21 protein-coding genes are annotated in these 22,736 nt (G+C 62.5%); 8 read left to right on the top strand and 13 right to left on the bottom strand.

Features of this window, described 5'->3' with window-relative positions:
- Positions 1-4: 4 nt before the first annotated feature.
- Complete coding sequence (locus SINAR_RS0109470) at positions 5-1,660, bottom strand: M10 family metallopeptidase C-terminal domain-containing protein (protein ID WP_027998875.1); 1,656 nt, start codon at positions 1,658-1,660, stop codon at positions 5-7.
- 435 nt (positions 1,661-2,095) lie between these two features.
- Between SINAR_RS0109470 and SINAR_RS0109465 the strand changes: the two genes are divergently transcribed.
- Complete coding sequence (locus SINAR_RS0109465) at positions 2,096-2,665, top strand: hypothetical protein (RefSeq protein ID WP_027998874.1); 570 nt, start codon at positions 2,096-2,098, stop codon at positions 2,663-2,665.
- Between the two features lie 96 nt (positions 2,666-2,761).
- On the opposite strand, the gene SINAR_RS0109460 is transcribed toward SINAR_RS0109465, so the two are convergent.
- The 4 genes from SINAR_RS0109460 to SINAR_RS0109445 all read right to left on the bottom strand — a co-directional run bounded on the left by SINAR_RS0109460 (position 2,762) and on the right by SINAR_RS0109445 (position 5,933).
- Complete coding sequence (locus SINAR_RS0109460) at positions 2,762-3,289, bottom strand: tetratricopeptide repeat protein (RefSeq protein ID WP_027998873.1); 528 nt, start codon at positions 3,287-3,289, stop codon at positions 2,762-2,764.
- A 247-nt stretch (positions 3,290-3,536) separates the two neighbouring features.
- On the bottom strand, positions 3,537-4,061 hold the full coding sequence (locus SINAR_RS0109455; protein WP_050577481.1) for a L,D-transpeptidase: 525 nt from the start codon (positions 4,059-4,061) through the stop codon (positions 3,537-3,539).
- Between the two features lie 62 nt (positions 4,062-4,123).
- Positions 4,124-4,477, bottom strand: a complete 354-nt coding sequence (locus tag SINAR_RS0109450) for a hypothetical protein (RefSeq protein ID WP_033057220.1) — start codon at positions 4,475-4,477, stop codon at positions 4,124-4,126.
- Positions 4,443-5,933 carry a type II and III secretion system protein family protein gene (locus SINAR_RS0109445; protein WP_027998870.1) on the bottom strand — a complete coding sequence of 497 codons (1,491 nt, stop codon included), beginning with the start codon at positions 5,931-5,933 and terminating at the stop codon, positions 4,443-4,445. Before SINAR_RS0109445 ends, SINAR_RS0109450 begins: the two co-directional genes overlap by 35 nt.
- 816 nt (positions 5,934-6,749) lie before the next feature.
- Here SINAR_RS0109445 and SINAR_RS0109440 point away from each other — a divergent pair.
- The 6 genes from SINAR_RS0109440 to SINAR_RS0109415 all read left to right on the top strand — a co-directional run bounded on the left by SINAR_RS0109440 (position 6,750) and on the right by SINAR_RS0109415 (position 14,383).
- Entirely contained in the window at positions 6,750-7,445 is a 696-nt protein-coding gene (locus SINAR_RS0109440; RefSeq protein WP_027998869.1) for a LuxR C-terminal-related transcriptional regulator, read from the top strand.
- Positions 7,446-7,598: 153 nt separating this feature from the next.
- Positions 7,599-8,960: a CheR family methyltransferase gene (locus tag SINAR_RS0109435; RefSeq protein WP_027998868.1), complete on the top strand. Its 1,362-nt coding sequence runs from the start codon at positions 7,599-7,601 to the stop codon at positions 8,958-8,960.
- A gap of 203 nt (positions 8,961-9,163) precedes the next feature.
- Entirely contained in the window at positions 9,164-9,625 is a 462-nt protein-coding gene (locus SINAR_RS0109430; protein ID WP_234710599.1) for a chemotaxis protein CheW, read from the top strand.
- A complete protein-coding gene (locus SINAR_RS0109425) occupies positions 9,603-11,228 on the top strand; it encodes a methyl-accepting chemotaxis protein (RefSeq protein WP_027998866.1) in 1,626 nt (541 codons plus the stop codon). Before SINAR_RS0109430 ends, SINAR_RS0109425 begins: the two co-directional genes overlap by 23 nt.
- A 1-nt stretch (position 11,229) precedes the next feature.
- Positions 11,230-13,338 (top strand): hybrid sensor histidine kinase/response regulator, encoded by a 2,109-nt coding sequence (locus SINAR_RS0109420; RefSeq protein ID WP_027998865.1) that lies wholly within the window; start codon positions 11,230-11,232, stop codon positions 13,336-13,338.
- Between the two features lie 10 nt (positions 13,339-13,348).
- Positions 13,349-14,383, top strand: coding sequence for a chemotaxis protein CheB (locus SINAR_RS0109415; RefSeq protein ID WP_027998864.1), 1,035 nt, complete (start codon positions 13,349-13,351; stop codon positions 14,381-14,383).
- A gap of 210 nt (positions 14,384-14,593) precedes the next feature.
- On the opposite strand, the gene SINAR_RS0109410 is transcribed toward SINAR_RS0109415, so the two are convergent.
- The 4 genes from SINAR_RS0109410 to SINAR_RS0109395 all read right to left on the bottom strand — a co-directional run bounded on the left by SINAR_RS0109410 (position 14,594) and on the right by SINAR_RS0109395 (position 18,294).
- On the bottom strand, positions 14,594-15,562 hold the full coding sequence (locus tag SINAR_RS0109410) for a type II secretion system F family protein (protein ID WP_027998863.1): 969 nt from the start codon (positions 15,560-15,562) through the stop codon (positions 14,594-14,596).
- 9 nt (positions 15,563-15,571) lie between these two features.
- Positions 15,572-16,570, bottom strand: a complete 999-nt coding sequence (locus SINAR_RS0109405) for a type II secretion system F family protein (protein ID WP_050577461.1) — start codon at positions 16,568-16,570, stop codon at positions 15,572-15,574.
- Between the two features lie 27 nt (positions 16,571-16,597).
- Positions 16,598-18,019 carry a TadA family conjugal transfer-associated ATPase gene (locus SINAR_RS0109400; protein ID WP_027998861.1) on the bottom strand — a complete coding sequence of 474 codons (1,422 nt, stop codon included), beginning with the start codon at positions 18,017-18,019 and terminating at the stop codon, positions 16,598-16,600.
- A 101-nt stretch (positions 18,020-18,120) separates the two neighbouring features.
- The gene (locus SINAR_RS0109395; RefSeq protein WP_027998860.1) at positions 18,121-18,294 is read right to left on the bottom strand and encodes a Flp family type IVb pilin; all 174 of its coding nucleotides are present in this window, start codon (positions 18,292-18,294) and stop codon (positions 18,121-18,123) included.
- 267 nt (positions 18,295-18,561) lie between these two features.
- Between SINAR_RS0109395 and SINAR_RS0109390 the strand changes: the two genes are divergently transcribed.
- Positions 18,562-19,059 (top strand): pilus assembly protein N-terminal domain-containing protein, encoded by a 498-nt coding sequence (locus SINAR_RS0109390; protein WP_027998859.1) that lies wholly within the window; start codon positions 18,562-18,564, stop codon positions 19,057-19,059.
- Positions 19,060-19,090: 31 nt separating this feature from the next.
- Here SINAR_RS0109390 and SINAR_RS0109385 read toward each other — a convergent pair whose 3' ends face one another.
- From SINAR_RS0109385 to SINAR_RS0109370, 4 genes are read right to left on the bottom strand one after another with little or no spacing between them, the layout of a single operon-like run.
- Entirely contained in the window at positions 19,091-19,516 is a 426-nt protein-coding gene (locus tag SINAR_RS0109385) for a TadE/TadG family type IV pilus assembly protein (protein WP_027998858.1), read from the bottom strand.
- Positions 19,513-21,252, bottom strand: coding sequence for a TadE/TadG family type IV pilus assembly protein (locus SINAR_RS0109380; protein WP_027998857.1), 1,740 nt, complete (start codon positions 21,250-21,252; stop codon positions 19,513-19,515). The genes SINAR_RS0109385 and SINAR_RS0109380 overlap by 4 nt, the downstream gene beginning before the upstream one ends.
- Before the next feature lie 24 nt (positions 21,253-21,276).
- A complete protein-coding gene (cpaB, locus tag SINAR_RS0109375; RefSeq protein ID WP_027998856.1) occupies positions 21,277-22,065 on the bottom strand; it encodes a Flp pilus assembly protein CpaB in 789 nt (262 codons plus the stop codon).
- 43 nt (positions 22,066-22,108) lie between these two features.
- On the bottom strand, positions 22,109-22,621 hold the full coding sequence (locus SINAR_RS0109370) for an A24 family peptidase (RefSeq protein WP_027998855.1): 513 nt from the start codon (positions 22,619-22,621) through the stop codon (positions 22,109-22,111).
- Between the last annotated feature and the right edge of the window lie 115 nt (positions 22,622-22,736).

Genomic DNA, 22,736 nt, shown 5'->3' with positions numbered 1-22,736 from the left:
CCCGTCAAAGCAGGAAATCTGTTCCCGAAAGAGCCGACAGGTTCATGACCTTGATTTGGAAATCTGCAAGGCCGTCGCCATTGATATCGCCGGCGATCACCCCACTCCTGAAGTTGAGCTCACCGGCTTTGCCGTGAAACGCATTGCCGCCGATAAAAAGAAATGCCTGGTCTCCGCTGGCATTGCTGTTGGCGTCGATGGAACGCAAATCGATCCGATCGACACCGGGCGCGAAATCATCGATCACATCCCTGGCAGCCGGCGCCGAATGCGCGATCGTCTGAAAGACAAAAGTGTCCGCACCGGCGCCGCCGATCAGCCGATCGGCGCCGTTGCCGCCGATCAGCGTGTCGTTGCCGTCACGCCCATACAGCGTGTCGTTGCCTGCAAGACCGTTCAAGAGGTTCGCGCGATTGTCCCCGCGCAAACTGTCGTTGAAGGCCGAGCCATAGAGCCGCTCGATCGACACATATGTATCGCCGGCCGCCTCTCCCGTGTTGGAACCGGGCGAGTAAAGATCGGCAACGATGCCGGTGGCTGCATTGGAGTAGTTGGCCAGATCGGTGCCATTGCCGCCATCGAGCCGGTCGGCGCCCGTACCGCCGACGAGATTGTCGTTTCCGTCGCCGCCAATCAGCCTGTCATTGCCGCCGTTGCCCCAAAGAGCATTTGCAGCGGCATTGCCGGTGATCGTGTCGTTGCCCGCGCCGCCCTTCGCGTTCTCGATGAGGGAGCGCCCGTCGCCCTGAAACTGCAGTGCGTTGGCGATGTTGCCGATCGCCACCTTGGAGCCGCTATAGTGCAGCTTTGCCAGTTGCGCGGTCGAGGTGGTCGTCCATTCACCCGGGCGAAGGTCGATCTTCAACGCGGTCGTATAATTGGAGAGATCGTAGGTGTCGGTCCCGCCGCCATCCCACAGCGTAAGCAGAATCTTGTTGGCGCCAGGGGCGCCCTGACCCATGCCATTGATGAACATCTCGCCTGACGTCGGGCTCCAGCGATAGGTCGTGTTCTCGCTGCGCGTGGTGAAATCAGCGCCGTACATATGCTGCAGGGCAGCAATATCGTACATCATCAGCGATTGCGCGTAACCCCACGTCTCGTTGGTATAGCCGGTCGTGGTCGAGGCACCGACATAGGAGCGATAGCTCATGACCGTGTATTCCATAGAGTCGCGGCTTGCCGGCATGACGTTGCCCTCATGGGCGTGTTCCAGTCCAAGCGCGTGGCCGATCTCGTGAAGGAATGTCAGGTAGGCGTAGTTTCCCTTGGCCGGGCGGCTGTAGTAGCCAGATGATTTGTTGAACCAAGCGTCGCCGCCTTCCGCTGCGGTCGAAGGGAAATAGGCCCAGGCGGTGCTCGGAGCGTCGGAGGAGGCGAGGCGGAGATCGGCGTGCCTGGTCGCACTTTCGGTGATCTCGGTGAACGACACCTTGGCGACGGAGGAAAACTGATCGAGGGCTGCTCGCGTGGCGGCCTGCTGGGCGGCATTCAAGGCCGCAAAGCCTTTCAGCGGCTCACCGTTGCCATAACCGGCGCCGTAGAACGAAGCGCTGGTCGGGAAACTGAAAGTGAAGTCCCTGATCGCCCATTTCCAGTCGCCAAGGAGACTGTTGATATAGGCGCTCGTGCTCGGTGCATACGTCGTCGTTGCAGGCATTGTTTTCCCAGGCCACGGTTGAAGTCGGGTCAGCACCCCGAGTTCATTGCGCGAGGTCTGAGATGCAGGTGCGCTTTATAACGCGTCTCCGTTAACATCTTTATTCAGCCAGATGGTCGAATCGGCCAGACCAGATCGCCTAGACCTGGGTCACGCCAACCGGGGGAGGGGTAGCATCGCTGGAAACGCCGCAGCGGGCAGAAAAGGGCTTCACGGTGGAGTCGGTGCCACTCCTCCCGAGGCTATGTTGCGGGATCTTTGGAATGCTACAGTGCACGCAGATCTTCTGGCGCGTTAATGCGCGGGCGCTGTACGATATGAATTGCTGTATGCTTTGTCCCGCGAGCGGGACGACTCAGAGAAATTCGCGGTATAACGGAACCACAAACGCGGACACTCTTGGGCTTCGGCACCCGATGGACGGAGGACAGGCGGATGACCAGCTTGACGGATGTGGAGATCGAACCGGATGCGGCGAGAAGCAGTCTGCCGGCCAGAGCGCGCGGGCAGACCAGGAACGGCCCGTTCATTGCTCTCGCCTTGGTTTTCCTGCCTCTGAATGCCGGTACCCTTCTCTACACGGCCAAGAATGCGGCCGATGTCCGTGAGAGCCGCGAGGCGCTGGCTGCCGTGAAGACGTCCATCGACGGCCTAAAGCTGCAGATCGATAAACGGGCCCGCAACATCGCCAGGATTGCCGAGGCCGATGAAACGGCAGCCATTCGCCAGCAGGTCGAGGAACTGGGCAAAATCATATCCGCTCTCGATGACCGGATGCATTCCGGTTTTCTCGCCGCCGGGGGCTCCGTGATCCTGAGCGCACCCGGCAAGGACGTGACGCAGCGCCTGAAACCGACGTCGAATACCGGACCTGAAACGGACTTCCCGGAGCCGGAGGAAGGCCAGCCGGGGACCAGCGCTGACGGTCCCTCCGTTGCCGATCTGCCCCGCTACGAAAGGTCGGTTTCGCCGGAAGGCAAACTGATTTTGAGGAAGGTCCGCTAAGAGCACGTGCAGCATGATGTGTAGGGCTCCAGCGCGCCCGCGCGGGCTGGTTTGCGCAGCGCTAATGCTTTGCCCCACGAGCCCCCGCAGCCGGCCTCAGCGTTGCACGACTTTGACGCTGTTCTTCATCAGTTCGAGGTTTCTTGCCGTCGTCTCGTTGGTGGGATCGAGTTCGTATGCCTTCAGGAAGTGGCGGCGGGCAGTCGGCAAGTCGCCCCGCAACAGATGGGAATAGCCGATATTATTGTAGTAGACTGGGCTGTTGCCGATCATCTTCGCGAGTTGCTGATAGGCTCTGTCCGACGTGTCGAATCGTCCGATCATGTCGGCAGAAGCGGCAAAGCCGAGCCAGGCGGCGGGGTCCTGCGGCAACACGGCGACCGCGCGTTTGTAGATGGCGTAGGATTTTCCGTAGTTCTTTTCCTCGAACTGCAATTTGCCCTTCGTGATCAATTCATCGTCTTTGTAGAAGGCAACCGCCGAGTCGTCCTGCAGGGTCTTGGCGCTGTCGCCAAATGCCGCGACGTCGTCGAGCGCAGCGGATTGGCAACCAGACAGGATAAATGCGGCCACCAACAATCGTGAGAAGCGATCAAGTTGCGAGCGAATCTGATGTGCGACCATTCATTCCCCCCAATATTGGGCCATCCTAGCCATGCCGTCGCCTTTGCTCACGAAGTATTTTGCGTAATGGAAGCTAATAAATGAAGAATTGAGGTAACGAGTCGCTTTAAAGCGACGCCTGACGCTCACGGGTGGCGGCAGGGAGCCAGAGCGGGATGAGGAAAAGTCTGCGCGGTGTTTTCCGCCCGTATCGCGCTCCACCTACAATTATCGTGGACCATAAAGGCCGTGCGCAAACGTTCCTTTTCTACTTCACCACGACCGTGGTCCCAATCCTCACCCGCTCATAAAGATCGATCACATCGGCATTGCTCATCCGGAAACAGCCGGAGGAGGCGAATTCGCCAACCGTCGACCGGTCATTCGTCCCGTGAATGCGGTAGAGCGTGTCGGCGTTACCCCGGTAGAGATAGATGCCGCGCGCTCCCATCGGATTGAAGGGGCCGGCTGGCACGATTTCGGGAAGCTCCGGCGAGCGCGCCTTCATCTCGGCGGGCGGCCGCCAATCCGGCCACTCCGCCTTGCGGCCAACCTTGACGACGCCACTCCAGCGAAAGCCGTTTCGGCCGACGCCAATCCGGTAACGCATCGCGCGGCCACCGGAAAGGACGAGGTCAAGCGTCCGCTTGTCGCTGAAGACGACGACGGTGCCGGGCGGGTATTCGTGCGCGGCCGTCACGACGACGCCCGTGCGCGGTCCAAGATCGCGCGGAACGCGTTCACTCGCCGCCTCGGCAGAAGACGCGAGCCCGATGACGAAAATTGCGGCGATGGTATGCGCGTGGCTCTTCTTGAATATCCGCCGGGGCTTCCGCCGATCACCATGTCGTGCGATCACTGCGGGGACCCCGCGCCGTTGCCGGATGCCCCGTTCGCTCCACCAGGAGGCGTCGCCATGGGCAGGATCACGGCCGACGGTGGCGGAGCGCCCGCCTGGTCCGAACCCTGATAGCTGCGCATGACTCGATTGATCGCCTTGCCGTCGGTAGGGATGCGAGTGTTGAAGGCTGTTCGCGGGAACGGGTCCTGGATGTGGATGCCTTTATTGGCCTCAACCGCATTTCCGAGCCCGAAGGTGATCGAGTCGCGATGGTTCATATAGTCGGCGCAGCCGGTGAGCAGAGCGGCGGCGGCCAGCAGCAGGGAAGCGCGACTACTTTTTGGAAACAGCAAGCTGGCCTCCCACATCGAGATCGAGGCGGTGGCCGTAAGGCCCGTTCACTCCTTCACCAGTGCGCAAGCGCCTAAGCATGTCCTTGTCCACCTCCATGATGCCGAGGGCGAAGAGCTCCCAATCGTTCGAGGAACGCGTTTGTTCAAGCGGGCTGTAGAGGTCCTCACCGGGCGTCGACGGCCGCACGATATGCGGGGTGACGATGATGACGAGATCGGACTCCCGCTTCAGAAAACTTGTCGAGCGGAACAGCGCGCCGATCACAGGAATTTGTCCGAGGCCCGGCAATTGCTGGATGTCTTTGGCATTGACGGATTGCAGCAGACCGGCCATGGCGAAGCTTTGCCCGTCACGCAGCGCCACCGTGGTTCGCGCCGCGCGCGAGATGAAGCCGGGATTGCCGTTGACGTTGATGGACGTGTCGATCTCAGAGACTTCCGGCTCGATCTTGAGACTGATGAGCCCGTCATCGAGCACCACCGGCGTGAAGGTGAGCCGCACGCCGAAGGGGCGATAGTCGGTTTCCGTCGCGACCGTCGCACCATTGGCAACCGTTCGTTGGATCGGTACCTCGCCGCCGGCGTGAAAGCTCGCGGTTTCGCCGCTCATGGCGATCAAATTCGGCTGTGCCAGCCGGCGCACCAGGCCCTTCTGCTCCAATGCGTTGATAACGACGTCGATCCTTCCGCCTGCAATCGTCAGCACCTTGGCAATCAATTGGCCGAAGGGCTGCATGCCCGTGGCGGCGCCCGCTGCGTCTTCCAGAGTACGGACAAGCTGACCGTCGTCATTGACCGAAATACCCTGGCTCGCCGTTGCCTTTCCGATGCCGTTCCTGCCCTGGCCGGACCAGCCGATGCCAAGGTCCTTGCCGGTCTGGCGCGATGCTTCGATCACGCGCACCTCCAGCATTACCTGCTGGGAGTCGTTGACGCGCAGCTGGTTCAGGACCGGCTCCTCGGAATAGGACTGGGCGATCTCAAGCACCCGCTGCAGCTCGACGGCATCCCGCACCATCCCCGTCAGTCGGATTCGGTTGTTGGAGTTGAACACCCGCACCCGCGCCGAGGGTGCGGCGGAACGGATCGCCGCCGCCACTTCGCTGAAATCGCTGGCAATCCGGACGTCGATCACGCCAATCAGAGCATTGCTGTCGTCATAGACGGAAATATTGGTGGAGCCCGTGGTCTTTCCGCGGATGAAGAGCGACCTGTCGGAAAGGGGTACCACATCGATCAACTCGGCGCTGCCGATCACCAAGTCGCCGAAGGCCTTACCGGTCCTGATCGTCAGCGTATCGTTCGGCGCCAGCGTCACCTGCTGCACGGAGCCAGAAAGGCTTACGAATTTTTCCTGGGCTTCCGCACGGCCGACCAATCCGGGACCCCATAGACTGCAGGCGATCACTGCCGCCGTAGCCGCCGCGAGGGTGCCCCCTCGCGCCTCCCACCTACCTATTCCCCTAAACATTCCCGCTTCAGCCTCCGCTCCTCGTTCAGCCCCAGCGCCCGCGGGCAAAGCCGCACCCCCACCTTTACAGAATCAATTCGATTCGATGTTCCTCGCTTCGTGTTCCAGACCAACGGTCGCCCATTTCGGCTCTACCGGCAAGGGTGGTTCTGCCTTTCGCTCACAATCTGTGCCTGTTTTTCGAGAACAGACGGTTCCGTCGTTCTTTCCACCGGCCGATGCGGCTGCAAGCCCGTTTTCCGACGTTGTTCATCTGACGCAGCAGTCCAGCGCCAGCGGGGCCCAACTCGTCGCCATCTGAACCCGCCCGCAATCGGATCCGGAATCGTTAACCGTAGCGAATGATCCTCCGGAACCAGTTGCAGTCGAAAATAGTTAACCCTGGCTTGCACAACCAGGCGGGGGCACCACTGCAGCGGGACGCCTGTCGCCACTCATTCGAAGAGTCTGGACATGAACGCTCCGCTTCCAGAACGTTCACCAAAGGAGTCCCATGGCTTCCGGTATCGGATGGATGGCATTGCCGAGCCGGTCATCGTCAAAGGAGATCGTCTGCGAAGCGTTCTGAACGCGAATTGGGTGCTTCACGACAGAGACTGCGATGCGTTTAAGGCGCAGTCATTGTTTCCTGCCGGCCGGCGGACCGCAATCGCCCAGACTGCTGCATCTGGCCCTACACGTCGTGCCGCGTGTGTGGCACAATCTCGGTACTACCGCGCATTGGTGCGCCATGATGTGACGGCGCAATAGCCGCAGATCGGCCAGCGAGCCGGTTTGATGGCCGGCTGGCGCCAGAGAACCGGCGAGGAAAGCGTAATGAATCCCTCACGCGTTGCACTTGTTGCTGATGATGACGAATTTTTCCGTATCGCCCTTGGCTTCATATTGAAGAACAAGCTGCATTTCACGGAGATACTCGAAACGGGGTCGCTCGATGAAGCGATTGAACGTCTGAGTGAACGCGATGACATAACCCTGGCATTGTTCGATCTCGCCATGCCGGGCATGCAGAGCGCTGCCAGCCTTGCGGCCGTGCGCGACATCCATCCCGATCTGATGGTGGTCGTCGTCTCGGCCTCCTCTCGACGGTCGGACATTCTGGCTGCGCTGACCGCCGGCATCAACGGCTATGTGCCGAAGGGTCTCGGCGCGAGCGAGCTTGCCGAGGCGATCGGCACGATCCTCAACGGCGCTGTCTACGTGCCCCCTTCGATGGCGGGCCGAGCCTCCCCTTCCGAGGAGGCGGAGGGCGCAGCCTCCCGAGGAAACCAGGAGGAGCGGGGCCATCGAACGATCGAATTCCTCACGCCGAGGCAGCGGGAAGTCCTGCTGCTGCTTGTTCAGGGATTTTCCAACAAGGAAATCGCCCGCAAGTTGAAGCTCGGCGAGGGTACGGTGAAGATCCACATGGCGGCCCTTTTTCGCGGCCTCCGGGTAAGAAACCGCCAGGAGGCAGCCGCCGCAGGAGCGCGGCTGCTGCCCATGACCGAGAGCCGCAATAGTCCGGTCTAAGCCAACCGGACGAATAGCCCCAATGCATGCAAGCACGTACTGACGACGGATGAGTCACTGATGTAGGAATAAAATGCGCCAGCCTGCTTCGCCAGCCAGCTTTGCCCGACGCCCTCTTCGCGCCAGCCCGGCGGCCGATGCGGGAGGCGCTCGGTGACACGGCACGCGTCTCCGTCCAAGCTCGCCGAAGAGGTCGCCTGCAAGGTAGGCCTCAGCTTTCCGGCATCCCGAAAAAGTACCGTCGCGGCGGCGATCCGCCGGATTATGGAGCAGCATGGCCTCGGAGACAGCCAGACGCTGCTCGTCCGATTGGGGCTGGACCAGGATCTGGCCGACGACGCGATCGCGGCGATCACCGTCGGAGAAACGCATTTCTTCCGAGACCCGGAGCAATTTCAGCTGATCCGCCAGGAAATTCTCCCGGAATTGCGCCGCAGGCGGCCCGTCGGCCGGGTCTTACGCATCTGGAGCCTCGGCTGCGCGACTGGAGAGGAGCCCTATTCGCTCGCTATTCTGTGCGAGGAAGAAGGCGCCCTGGAGGAGGTGCGGATAAGTGCGGCGGACGTCTCCCGGAAGGCACTCGCCGCCGCCACCACCGCCGAATACGGCGAATGGTCGTTGAGGAACACGGATCCAGACGTGAGGAGGCGGTGTTTCACCTCCTTCGACGGACGGTTTCGACTGAACGAAGGATTGCGTCGGCAGGTCGGTTTCACACACCTGAACCTCGGCCATGACGCACTTCCAGCGCCCGAAAGGGGGCTTGCCGACTTCGATTTGATCCTTTGCCGCAACCTGCTCGTCTATGTCGACGCGAGCGCGATACGCCGGATCGCGCGCCAGCTCTTCTCCTGTCTTGCCGCTGGCGGCTGGCTGTTGACGGCGCCGACCGATCCGCCCCTGTGGAAGCATGCCCCCTTCGAGACGTCGATTACGCCGGGAGGCGTCGTCTATCGACGCACAACGGCCGCCGGCGGAAGCCGCAAGACCGTGACGGCACCTTTCTCCGTCTTGGAACGCCCTACCGGAAAGGCTCCCTTGCGCGCGCCGCGTGGGCGGCCCTGCGTAACCGGAACACCCGACGCGCACGCCTCCGATCCCGCCAAGTTGATCGCCGGAAAAATCCACGAGCGTCTCGACCGGGGTGAGAGCCGCGAGGCTGCACACCTTGCCCGGCAAGGTGTCGAGAGCCATCCGCTGTCAGCGGAAGTGCATTTCGTCGAGGGGCTCTGCCATGTGGCCAACGGGGAAAACGATGCGGGTGCGGCGGCGTTCAGACGCGTCGTCTATCTGGACAGCACGCTGGCGGCCGCGCAGTTCTTTCTCGGCGTGTGCCTGAAAGAGAGCGACCAGCAAGCGGCCCTGCGCGCTTTCGGAAATACGCTTGCCTGGTGTCTCTCGCGTCCGCCGGGCGAGCGCGTCGCGCTGATGCCGGAGGCGACAGCGGAAGAACTTGCGAAACGCGCAAGGCGGGAAATCGGCCAAATCCAACGCCGAATGGGGAGCAAAGCGTGATGACGTCATCTTCCGATCCCACACGGGCAGTCGACTGGACTGCTATCCGAAGACGCATGGCGGCAGCGATAGAACAGACGGAAGCGCTTCTGGAAGCTTCAAGTGAAGATCTGCAAACGCGGGGCAGGGAGAAGTCATCACGCTTAGGTGCAGATCCGCTTACCGGGCAAGGCGAAGAGGAAACAATCGGCCTTGTGTCTTTCATGCTGTCCGAGCGCGGGTTCGCCCTGGAGATCGGTTACGTCTGCGAAATCGTCTCGACGGTACGTGTCAGCCCTCTGCCTGGAATGCCCCCGCATGTCTGCGGCGTCTACGATCTTCGGGGCCAATTGCTTCCCGCCTTCGACTTGAGCGCGCTGCTGGACGGGACGCCAAGAAACGGCCTCGTCAACGACTGGGCGATCGTCTGCGGACAAGCACATCCCGAATTCCTGATCCTATCCGATGCTGCTCCCGAAATTTTGACGCTCCCCCTGGAGGACATCCACCCGGCGGAGCCAGGCGCTGGCGACAAGGCCTGGCAATGCGCAACGACCGGAGCGGGCACCGTCATCCTCGACGGGCGGCGACTATTGGAGGATCGCCAACTCTTTCTCGAGGACAACCAGATCACGGCCGACGAGGCGGAAAGGACGGGCACCGATGCGTCCCCGGTTCGCGAATAGCATTTATGGCGCACTGGGCTTGTCCACGCTGCTTTTCGTGGCTGCGTCAGCCCTGCTCGTAGGGTCCAGCTTCATTGCACTGGAGCGGGTGCGCGGCGATCTCATCGTGACCTCCTCCCTGGGGCAGGAACGTCTTGCCTACCAGATGATCTATACGGCGGCCGGGCTCGAGAGGTCAGAAGCCTCTTCACGGAGCGCCGCTGCCGACGAGTTGCGTAACCTGATGGCCCGCAATGAGCGGCTGCTTGCCCGCCTTGCGCGCGGCGAGGAACGGCTTGGGCTGGCGGCCACGAGCGATGCCGCCGCACTGACACAGCTTGAACAGGCCCGCCGCCTCTGGCAGGAGCAGGTCAGGCCCGCCCTGGAAAGAGCGATCGCCGATGCGCCGGTCACTCATGCGGAACTTGATGAGCTCGATCCGAAGATAAGGGCCTTCGCGAGGCAGATGGACGAAGTGACCGACCGGGTCGAGCGTGCCGGGGTCGCCCGACTTCAGCGTTCTGAAGTGCTGCAACTCGGTTTTTCGATGCTTGCCGTGCTGATGCTTCTGTACGTGTTGCGCGTGGCACGCCGCCTCGTCCGCCGCACACGGGCCCTCGCCGCCGTGGCGGAAAGTGTCAGCGCCGGTGATCTGGAACAGAAGGCTGCGGTGGAGGGCAAGGACGAGCTTGCCGTTCTCGGCGCCTCGTTCAATGCCATGACCGCGAGGCTTGCCGCGATGATCGATAACGAACGCGGCAACAGAGAGAGGCTGGAAGAACTGCTCGCGACGATTTCCGAGACGGCGCAACATCTTTCCTCGTCGGCGGCGGAGATTCTCGCAGGAACCACGCAGCAGGTCGAAGGCATGCGCGAGCAGTCGTCGGCCGTCGCCCAGACGGTGACGAGCGTCGACGAGGTGCTGCAGACGTCGGAGCAGGCGGCGCAACGAGCGCAGCAGGTGGCTGCCTCCTACGACAAGGCGGTCAAGATCAGCAATGACGGCCGCCGGGCGCTTGATGACACGGTGCACGTGATGAACACGGTGAGCGCACGCACGGAATCGATCGCCGGCGACATTCTTTCGCTGGCGGAAAACAGCCTGGAAATCGGCGAGATCGTCTCGGTCGTCGCCGAAATCGCGGACCAGACCAATCTTTTGGCGCTGAACGCCGCCATCGAGGCTTCGCGCGCGGGTGAGCACGGCAGGGGCTTCAGTGTCGTTGCGAGCGAGATCAGGACGCTTGCCGACCAATCGAAATCCGCAACCACACGAGTTCGCCGGATCCTGATGGAGATACAAAAGTCGACGAACGCAGCGGTCATCGGCGCCGAGGATGGCACGAAGAGCGTCAGTCGCGCACTGGAGACGGTGAACGAAGCGGGCGAAACGATCCGGCAGCTTGAAGCGATCGTTGCCGATTCGGCGCGCTCGGTGGCGCAGATTGCCGCCTCGGCGGGTCAACAGAGGGCCGGCATGAAGCAGATTCACGATGCCATGCACTACATCGAGCAGGCGAGCAGCCAGAACCTCTCTGCGGTTCGGCAGGCGGAGCAGGCAGCAAAGGACCTGAACGAGCTCGGCTCGAGGTTGAAGGAAATGCTTAAGGACCATGGCGACTGACATGACGGACCCCCAAGAATTAGACCGCGAATTGCTGGAGATGTTCACCCAGGAAGTGAGCGAACGTGCATCCGCCATGGAGCAGGCCTTGCTCGCCATCGAAGGCGCCGCCGAAGCCGATGAAAAACTCGGTCTGCAGGAGCAGCTTCTAAGGACCGTGCATAGCCTCAAGGGAGCGGCAGGCCTGCTCCAGGTGCGCGGCGTCGAAGCAATCTGCCACTGGATGGAGGAGATACTCTCCGTCACCGTCAAAGAGAACTCGGCGCTCGAACAGCCGAAGCTGGATCTGCTTCTGTCCGGTGCCGATGCGATCCGGGATGCGGCCCGACTGCTGGAGACCGGTATCGCACCTTCGCCTGCGCATGGCGAGAGCGTGGTCGAGGCACTGAAGGCCGCCACCGTGAAGGCCCCTGATGACGGAGGTGGCAAACCGAAGCGTCCGTCGCCGACGCAGCTGCAGGTGCCCGTTCGTGTCAGCGATACCGACGGCTCGATGCGTGTCTCTGCCGATCGGTTGGATACGCTGCTTTACAGAAGCGGTGAATTACTGTCTTTCGACGCCGTCATGCGGCGCCACGCCGGGCAAGCGTCCTTGCTGCGGGAGCAGGCAAGAAAACTGCGTGGTATCGGCCCCGAATTTGCGGCACCGGCGGCAGTCCTGGAGAGCGGATTGCGCCAGCTGGCGACCTCTCTGCGCAGAGACATGAACCTGATGCACAGTGCCGCGACGGCGCTGGACCACGAGGTGCGGCATGCGCGCACGCAGCCCTTTGCGGAGGCCTGCAAGGGCCTCGATCGCCTGGTGCGCGACATGGCCCTCGGATCGGGCAAATTGGCCGAGCTGGAAGTCAAGGGAGGGGAAATCGAGATCGACCGCTCGATACTTTCGGGCCTTCAGGATGCGCTCCGGCATCTGGTGCGCAATGCGGTCGCACATGGCATCGAGCCGCCCGAAGAACGCCGAACGGCCGGAAAGTCTGAAAGGGGCAAGGTCCTCATTGCCGTAACCGTCTCCGGGGACCGGATGCAGGTGCGAGTCGAGGACGATGGCCGCGGCTTCGACATAAGCACTCTCAGCAAAGCCTCGGACGTCACGGCGGAAGATGAGGCGCAGCTGCTCCGGCGTGTTTTCGAGTCCGGAGTATCGACGTCGACGACGGTCACCAGCCTCGCCGGGCGCGGGATAGGCCTCGACATCGTCAAGCGGAATATCGAAGCGCTCCGCGGCACCGCCGAAGTCTCGCAGGTGCCGACGGGAGGCGCGGCCTTCGCTCTCACTCTGCCGCTGACCCTGGCGACCGTGCGCGCATTGGAAATCATTGCCGGCGAGTACGTGTTCGCTATCGATACGGCCTCCGTCCAGCGGGTGATACGCGTCGGCACCGATGACTTCGCTGCCTCTGAGAACATGGTCAATACTGCAGCCGGCCCGATCCCCTTCGTCGACCTTGCCGATTGGCTTGCGTCGCGGCCAATGCGCATCGAAAACGGACAGGCTTTGCCCGCAGTCGTGGTGGATGCTCCCGGCGGTCCAGTCGCGGTGCTCGTCGACGGAGTTGCCGGAGAGCAGGAGCTTATCGCCCGTCCGCTTGGGCCCCGGCTTGCAAATGTTCGCCGTTACAGCGCCGGCATGGTTTTGCCGGACGGGCGCATCGCTCTGCTTCTGAACGTCTCTGCGATCGCCGAAGCCGCTGCGGAGAAGCGGCTGCCAGTCGGCGCCTGCGCGCCTCGCCCGGCTCCGGCAACGCGTCGCACGGTGCTCGTCGTCGACGACTCCAAATATGTGCGGACGCTTGTGAAACTCATCCTGGAAGCAGCGGGATACGACGTGTCCACTGCGGCCGATGGCAGGCAAGCATTGGAGGAGCTTCGCGAACGCGGGGCCGACATGGTGGTTGCGGATGTCGACATGCCGACCATGAACGGGTTCGAGCTCACCGAGGCAATTCGCAGCTCCGAGCGCTTCACCGACACCCCCGTCGTGCTGGTGACCGGGCGGGAAACGCTGGACGACAAAATGCGAGGGTTGCGCGCCGGCGCGAACGCCTATCTCAGGAAGGACCAGTTCGATGCACAGCACTTTCTCGAGACCATGCGCCGGGTCGTGTGACGGCACCTAGATGATACGTATTCTCCTTGCGACACCGACGCCTGATCTTGAGGAGCTCGTCAAGAGCGCGGCTGAGATCGACCCCTCCGTCGAGCTCGTGGGAGTGGCCAGCACCGGCAAGGGTGCAGTGCGAATGACCCGCAAACTCTTGCCGGACATTGTAGCAGTGGAACTTCGACTTGCCGGCGACGATGGAGCCGAGACCGTCAGCGAGATCATGATCACGGCGCCGACGCCGGTCGTCATGGTCGCGTACCACGATGGGTCGCAATTGGGTGCCATGTCCGCGCGTGCCCTGGAGGCAGGCGCACTCGCGGTCATCCCGGCGCCGACTGGCGGGCCTCACGAGCAAGGGGCCGTCGAAAAGTTTCTTTCGACGGTGAAGGCCATGGCGCAGGTCAAGGTCGTTCGTCAATGGCGGAAGAAGACAAACGGAAATCGCCCGATCGAACATGCGGTGCGGCCGGCCTCCGAGACGCCGATAGGCATCGTCGGCATCGCCGCCTCAACCGGAGGCCCGACCGCGATCCGCTCGATATTGAAAGAGCTTCCGAGCGATTTTCCCGCACCCATCCTCATCGTGCAGCACATGTCGAACGGTTTCATCGAAGGCGTCGCCGCGTCGCTCGACGCGGCAATTGCGCTCAACGTGAAGGTTGGGGTGAACGGCGAGCTATTGAGGCCGGGCACCGTTTACCTCGCTCCGGACGGTCATCAGCTCGGCGTCTCGGGCAAGTCACGCCTGCGCGTGGTCGACGAGGCTCCCATCCAGGGCTTCAAGCCGTCGGGCTCCTATCTTTTCGGCTCGATCGCCCGCGCTTTCAAAAGCGAGTCTCTCGCCGTCGTCCTGACGGGGATGGGCGATGACGGCACCGAGGGTCTCCGGGCGCTGCATGTGGCCGGCGGGAAAGTGATCGCGCAGGACGAACGGAGCTCGGTCGTATTCGGAATGCCGAAATCGGCGATCAGCGCCGGTCTCGTCGATTTCGTGCTACCGCTCGAAGGCATCGCGGCGAAAATCACCGCTCTTGCTAAAGCCGGATAAAAATGGGCGGCCCGACAACGGAAGCAGATGCGGCGCTGCGCGCCGAACCTCGCGCAGCGCCGCCCTCGCCCCACCCCAACTCTGCCCGGGCGAGTCCCTCGACACCTATTCTGGAGCGCCATGCCAGCGGGCAGCCGCGCACATTTCCTCATCCCGCTCCATTGCGGAATCAGGAGCGGCTTTCATGCTCTTTCTCCAGACTGGTTCATTCTACATACTCATGATCTGGATCGCCGCCGGCGTGATGATGACGGCGAAGAGCACGGGCAGGAAGAAGATGATCATCGGCACTGTGAGCTTTGGCGGAAGGGCTGCCGCCTTTTTCTCCGCTTCGCTCATGCGCATGTCTCGATTCTCCTGAGCCATGACGCGAAGGGCCTGCCCCAGCGGCGTGCCGTATTTTTCCGCCTGGATAAGGCTGGTCACGACGGCGCGCACACCTTCCACGCCGGTTCTCTGGCCCAGATTTTCGAATGCCTGGCGACGATCCTGCAGGTAGGAAAGCTCGGCCGTGGTCAGGAGGATTTCCTCGGCGATCTCCGGCGACTGTGCACCGACCTCCTCGCCCACCTTGCGGAAGGCGCTTTCGATGCCCATGCCCGATTCCACGGTGATCAACAGGAGGTCCAGCGCCTCCGGCCATGATCGGCGGATCGCCTGCTGCCGCTTGGTGATCCTGTTCCTGATGAAGATCGCCGGCGCGAAATAGCCGAGCGAGCCGACGCCGGCGGCCATGCCCAAGACCAGGAGCAAGGGCGCCTCCGGGCGAATAATGAGCAGGATATAGAGCAGTGTCGCCGCGAAGAGGACCATCGGCGCTATCAGCCTTACGGCGAGAAAGGCCGTGATCGGCGCGTGGCCGCGATAGCCGGCCATGTTCAACTTGCGGACGATTTCCCCGTCCTCCGCCTGCTTGGCAAGATTGAAGCGATCGACGATTGCCTGGAACAGGCGCTTCGGCTCCACGCGCAGCGACCCGTTGCGCTTCTCGGCACCGAGCCGGAAACGCTCCCTCTGCCGGATACGTTCGCGTTCGCCCTCGACCTTCTTCAGGCGATCGGCCAGCGTGTCCCGAAAGACATAGGGCCAGGAAGCGACCACGACCGCGCAAAAGGCGGAGAGGCCGGCCATCAAGGCAGTCAGCTGTTCCGGATCGGGAATGTTAACGCCCAGGCTCATCTCGTGCCCTCAGAAGTCGAAGTTGATCATTTTGCGCATGACAAAAATGCCGACGCTCATCCACAGCCCGCAACCAGCAAGCACGAGCTTGCCCGTGAGCGTCGTGAACAGGAGCGTCATGTAGTCCGGACTCGTCAGGTACACGGCGCCGGCTACGAAGAACGGCAAGGCGCCGATGATGCCAGCGGAAGACTTCGCCTCCGCGCTCATGGCCTTGATCTTGGCTTTCATCTTCTTCCGCTCCCGCAGCACTTTGGAGAGATTTCCGAGTGCTTCCGCGAGGCTGCCGCCGGTTCGGCTTTGGATGGCAATAACGATCGCGAAGAAATTGGCCTCGGGCAGCGGCATGCGCTCGCACATGCGCTGCACCGCCTCGTCGACCGGGATGCCGAGCGTCTGGTCCTGCGCGACGGTGACGAACTCGCTCTTGACCGGCTCCTGTGCTTCCGCCGCGATCACTCTCAGGCAATCGGGCATAGGCAAGCCCGCCTTGAGCCCTCGTACGATGACATCGACGGCATTCGGAAATTCGGCCGTGAAACGAGCAAATCGCGACTTTCGCTTTGCGTTGACGTAGATGTGCGGCAGCAGCAAGCCCCCGGCTATTGCAAAGCCGACCGCGGTCAGCATGCCGAGACCCCAGAAAAGCATCAGGCCCCAGGTGGCCAGAGCCGTAGCGGCGCAAATGAGAAAATAGGTCTTCGTCGACCATTGCAGGCCGGCCTGGCGCATCCTGCCGATCAGTGGCGGCTTACGGCCTTTGCGGGCCTTCGCCTGGTGCTTCGCTTCGATCTCGCGCAGCGTCTTTTCCACCGACCGCCGGCGCTCCCGGCCTTCCTCTTCCGCCCGCTCGCTCTGCGAGGACTCCGCCACTGCCGCGATGCGGTCGAACCTGTGGCGATAGGCGCTTGCCTTGACCACGCGCGGGTAGAAGGCAACAACCATCATGCCGCCGACGCTGGTGGAAGCTAACAGAAACACGATCGCGGGAAACAGCAGGGACAGCATCGTTAATACACCTGTGTCAGTCGTGACTTACGCAGCCGCTTTCAATTCCGCAGCGTCGAGCGCCGCGGCGAGGCGGGCTTCTTCGCCGTAATAGCGCGCGCGGTCCCAAAATGCCGGGCGGCCGATCCCGGTCGAGCGATGTCGTCCGATAATGTTGCCCCTATCATCCTCCCCAACCATGTCGTAGACGAAGAGGTCCTGGGTCGTGATCACGTCGCCCTCCATGCCGAGCACTTCGGTGATGTGGGTGATGCGCCGCGAGCCGTCGCGAAGACGTGCCGCCTGGACGATCACGTCGACGGACGAGACGAGCATCTCCCGAATTGCCTTGCCGGGCAGCGAGTGCCCGCCCATGGTGATCATCGCCTCGATGCGGGAGAGCGCCTCGCGCGGCGAGTTCGCATGAAGTGTTCCCATCGAGCCGTCATGGCCGGTGTTCATCGCCTGAAGCAGGTCGAAGGCCTCTGGCCCGCGCACCTCGCCGACGATAATCCGCTCGGGCCGCATGCGCAGGCAGTTCTTGACGAGTGCGCGCATGGTGATTTCACCCTGACCTTCGATGTTCGGCGGGCGCGTTTCGAGACGCACGACGTGCGGCTGCTGCAATTGAAGCTCTGCCGCGTCTTCGCAGGTGATGATGCGTTCGCCGTCGTCGATATAGCCCGTGAGGCAATTGAGCAGCGTCGTCTTGCCGGAGCCAGTGCCGCCGGAGATGAGCACATTGCAGCGCACGCGGCCGATGATCTTGAGGATCTCGGCGCCTTCGGGCGAGATCGAGCCGAAACGCACCAGCTGGTCGACGGTCAGCTTTTCCTTCTTGAACTTGCGGATGGTCAGGCTGGGGCCGTCGATGGCGAGCGGCGGTGCGATGACGTTGACGCGCGAACCGTCCGCGAGACGCGCGTCGCAGATCGGGCTCGATTCATCGACGCGCCGGCCGACTTGGCTGACGATGCGCTGGCAGATGTTCAGGAGCTGCTCGTTGTCCCGGAAGCGGATACCCGTTTGCTGCACCCGGCCGGCCACCTCGATGAACACCTGGTCCGCGCCATTCACCATGATGTCGGCGATGTCGTCGCGAGCGAGCAGGGGCTCGAGAGGGCCGTAACCCAGAATGTCGTTGCAGATGTCGTGCAGAAGGTCGTTCTGCTCGGCCATGGAAATGCCGGCCTTCTTGGCCGCGACGATATCGTTGACGATAGCGCCGATCTCGGTACGCGCCTGCTCGCCATCCATGGTGGACAGCACTGCCACGTCGATCGTGGCGATGAGCGCGCTGAAAATTTCCTTTTTGAGGTTGTAGTACTGTTCGGCCTTCTCGGGTCTGGCGGCGGCCGGAACCGGGGCAGACTTTTTGACCTCGCGCGGAGCCGCAGGTTCGATTTCGCGCGACGGCTGCTCCATTCTTTCGGCGGCCGTTTGATCCAGTATCGATTTTTTGCCAAACATCGACGTCGCCCTGCGGTCTCACATTAACTGCTCGTGCCAAAAAAGGCTGGCGGAGGGCTCAACCCTCCGCACTGCTTTGCAAGAGCCCTGCCCATTTGAGCTTAGGTGGCGGGGTTCAGCTTTCCTGAAATCGTGGTGAACACCTTGCTTACATCGGTGCCGACGGTGGTTACCGCGCCGATGATGGCGACGGCGATCAGGCCGGCGATCAGGCCGTATTCGATGGCGGTCGCACCGGATTCGTTGCGGGCAAAGCGGACAAGGAGATTTTTCATGGTTCGGGTCCTTCAGTGGTTTGAGGTTGCGCCGACGCCAAGTTCGGCATCACAGGGCCGGGCCAGGGTACTCGTTCCCGCTTGCTGTGTGGCTCTCATATAGACTTTATTAACCCTCTCGATCCATTCAGCCTGATGGCCGATGGCCGACCGCGAGCGGATCGGCCTAGTGGTCTAGTCCGATCGTCGCCATTGCAGTAGCTTCACGCTTTGGCAGGCTATTGGAACGGATGGCACACCCGTCCGTTGATAGACCGGGAGCAACCGATGGGAGTGGTTCCAATGCGCAGCGTCGCCGGATGGGTTGGTTTGACGCTTACGACATGCGCCATGATTGCGGCGCCCGAGGCGGCGAAAAGCCAGCCCGCTGCAGACGTGACGCTGCAGTCGACCCGCCAGGCCGACGGCGTCGTCAGGGTTATTGTAGATTATGCGAGAATGCTCCTCCTGGCGCAGCCCGCGAGCACGCTCATCATCGGCAATCCAGCAATCGCGCAGGCGACGCTGAGTGACGACAAGACGGTCGTTCTGACCGGCAGAACGCCAGGATCGACAAATCTGATCGTCATCGGCGCGGACGGCGCGCAGGTGGCCAACGTCATCCTTGACGTCGTCGCTGCAGGCGGGCGTCTGGTTACCGTCGACGAGGGCGGGGCAAAGACAACCTATAGCTGCACCGGCCGCTGCGAGCCAATCCGATCCGGCGGCGTTACCGCTCCGCAACCGGAGATCACTGCGCCCGAGCCCGAGGTCGACGCCAATTAAACGGCGCTGCCAATGCGTAAACCTCCGTCGATCACCCGATCGGGATGCGTCTTGAAAGCTGCAGGTTCAACGGGCCATTCGCCAGACCCGGCAGGACAAAGGTGAAAGGATACCGGATGGACAGGATGCGAAAGTCGATCCCGTCTACGGTTTCCTTGCCGGTGACGATTTGAAGCAGCAAGGGGTTGCCGCTGCGAAAGCTCTCGCGCACCGCCCTTTCGAGTTTCTGCTGTGCCTCGCTATCGGACGCATCGCGGGCGACCTGCCCGATCAGTACCTTGCGCGCAGCAATGTCGGCGGCGTGCGAGAGATCGTTTCGGACATAAAATACACGGCCAAACTCGATGACGCCGAGGATCAGCAGCAGCAGCGGCAGGCACACGAGCGCGAATTCCACCGCCGTCGCACCCGCTTCGCTGCGCCATAGCCGTTGGACGTCGCGGCGCGCCTTCCTCATCGGATCTGCACCTGCATGGAGGAGTTGAGCCGAAAGGCCGGAAGCACCTGCGGCAGCGACATCGGCTGATAATCCTTCGTCGCCGCCAGGCGGTAGTAGATGAACGGCGCCGCCGCATTGGCGCAAAGGCTCGTTCCGCATTGCGGCGCCGCATCCGGGTCGATGTCGGGATTTTCCGGGCAGGCGCAGTAGCGCTTCACCGCTGACACGGTGGCATTGGCCAGCAGCGCGCTTTTCGCCAGCGTGGACTGCATCACCTTTTGGACTTGCGTCGGCCCGGGATCGGCCATGGCAGCTTGCGCGCCGGCGCGCAGCGCATGGTCGATCGTCATTCGCTCGTAAAGTGCAAGCCCGACATCCGCCATGGCGACGAGAGCCAGAGCGAGCACCGGCGCGATCAGCGCGAACTCGGCTGCCGACGCCCCCGCCTCGGACGCTTTCAGCTCGCCCGCTTTCTTGCGCACTGCCGATGAGCCCTTCGATCTGCCGCGGCCAAGCACTGTTTGCAGCAGCGCCTTGAGACCGCGCCGATCGGCTCGCCTCTCCCTTGTGCCGCTGACGCGCCAGGCTAGCGCGACCATCGCCCGGCCCGCCGCAGACTGAGGCGCCTGATCGATCACCAGCCGGCCATTGTTCGCCGCGGCACCGAACAGCTTCGGGTCGAAGGGCACGGAAATGCTCTCCTGCACCCCGACGGCTGCAACGAAATCCTTCGGTTTGATTTCTGCGAGCTTGGGTGTTTCGGTCTTGTTGAGAACGATCCTCGGCGGCGGATCGTTCGGGCGCGCCCTCTTCAAGAAGTCGACCAGGTTCTTCGCGTTGCGCATGCTGGCGAGATCGGGCGTCGCCGTGATGACGATATCGTCCGCTTCGAGGAGGATCTTGCGCGTCCATCCTGTCCAGATATGGGGCAGGTCGACCACCAGATGCCATGAGCTCGAACGAGCGACATCGAGGAGGTGATCAACGTCATCTTCCCGGAGACTGAAGAACTTATTGAGATCCGCGGTCGCCGGCAGAAGGTGCAGGCGATCCGTATGGGGCACGGCCAGACGGCGCAGAAGCACCTCGTCCAGCCGATCGGGACTCTCCAGCACGTCGACCATGCCCTGGGTCGCCTCGATGTCGAAGTTCAGGTCGAGCGTACCGGACTGCAGGTCGAGATCGGCCAGAAGCACATCCGCATCGACGCGCTTTGACATGGCGTAGGCAACGTTGTGCGCGAGCGTCGAGGATCCGGTCCCGCCCTTGGCGCCGACGAAGGCGACGATACGCCCAAGCTTCTCCTCGACCGGAGCGCGAAAGCAGCGGTGCACCGCAGCGACGAAGTCCATCGGATCGAAGGGCGCTACGAGGTAATCGCTCACGCCGGCGTCCAGGAGCTTCTTGTATCGCGCGACGTCGTTGGAACGCCCTATGACGATAACCTTGGTACCCGTGACGCATTCCATGGCAAGGCCTTCGAGCGCCGCCATCAGCGGAACGTCGTCCTCGTCGCTTTCCACGACCACCAGATTCGGCGAGGTGAAGCCGCTGTAAAGCGCCGCGGCTTCGTTGATCCCCCCGGTCTTTATCGTCAGCGTGGCTCGCGCCATGCGACGGTCGAGCGCCGCCGTACGGATCGCCTGGGTCACCTCTTCCGAACGGCAGAAGGCGGCGATCTCTACCTTCGGTATGGGCGGCAGCGCAGAGGCCGCCGGAAAGGTTCCGTGGATTTCGTTTCCGAGCTGTTTCATTGGTTCGAAACTTTCTTGAGCTGATCAACTTCCGCCGGAGCGGGAGGGAACTTCAGTCATCGACATGCGCCCGCCACTGATGACGCGCACCACTCCGCGACGAGGACCCTCGCTTTCAACGATCGATGGTTCGTGGTTGTCGACCAGGGGCCGGAGCGCGAGCGAAACCGTGCCTGAAGCTTCCGCCGCCGCGATCGTTGCGATCTGTCGGGGGTCCGCTTCGAGCGTCGCGGTCTTGCCGATGACCGAGGTCCCATCCGCCCCCTCCGAAACGGTCTGATCAACCGCCAGCACTCGAATATTGGAGAGGATGGCGCGGCTGAGGACGTCACCATCCTTTCCCGAGCCCGAACGGGCGACGGTATGGATGACGTCGACATGGTCGTTGGGCAGAATGAACCCGCCGGCCGTGCTCTCCGCAGTCACGCGGACCGCTATTGCCCGCTTCCCCGAGGGCAGCATGCTGGACAGGAAGCCGGCGCCAGGCTGGGCGACCTTGTCCTGGCGGATAGGTTCTCCCGCAACGAAGTCGCTCAAGGCGAGCGACCCCTTCAGGGATGCGATCGCGTCCGGGCGTGAACTGCGGCTGATGAACACGGGAGGGATCTCGCCCTCCCAGGGCTGCCACCGCACGTGGGTCTCCTCGAGCGTCGTTCCGCGTTTGAACTCCGCGGAGGCGACAAGCACCTCCTGCGAAGGCGCCTCTTGAACTTGTGCGGTCGCGGTTGTCGGCTGGTCTACGGCGCCCAGCGCCAACCAGGAGGCAGCGCCGCCGGCTGCCAGCGCAAGCAGGAGAATGGCAAGGCGGATCATTGGCTAGACCTTATCGTTTGGTGAGGGAATGTCGGTGCCGCCATCAGAGGAGGGCGGAGAACCAGTGGCTTTGCGGGAGCAGCAGTAGGGCAGCGGGCGCCATCGCCGCCCCGTAGGGAACGCCCGTCTCGGGGGAGTGCAGGCGCGCGGACCAGGCGCTCTTCTTCAGGACCACCGGCAGGGGCATGCGCCGGAATTGCAGAAGGCCAAGCGTCAACGCCGCACCAATCAGGGCCGTGTAGAGGAGAAAGTCGAGCGCGAGGTCCGGCCCGAGCCAGAGTACGGCCACGGGCAAGAGCTTCGCGTCGCCGCCGCCGATCCAGCCGAAGGAGAAGAGCACGAAGGTCGAGACCAGTACGCCGGAGGCGATGAGAATGCTGGACGAGATCGTCGCCACGCCCAATCCGGCGGCGGGCGCTAGAACCGTGAAGGAAACCGCCAATGCAAGCACGAGACGGTTCGATATGGTCATGGTCGCGACGTCCTTGATGCCGGCATAGGTCATCAGTCCGGCAAAGAGAAAGAATGCGAGCGAAGCTGCGAATGTCGAAATCATCTCAGGTGCCTTTTCCGTGGGTACTGGAGCCGTTCTAGTCCCGCGAAATGTGCCCCCTGAACCGCTCGATGACCATTCGACCTGATGGCCTAAGCAGGCACGGCAAGCCCTTACG

Source organism: Sinorhizobium arboris LMG 14919, from assembly GCF_000427465.1.
Classification (GTDB): domain Bacteria; phylum Pseudomonadota; class Alphaproteobacteria; order Rhizobiales; family Rhizobiaceae; genus Sinorhizobium; species Sinorhizobium arboris.
The sequence above is the reverse complement of the archived record's forward strand: the minus strand, read 5'-3'. Positions and strand labels throughout refer to the sequence as shown.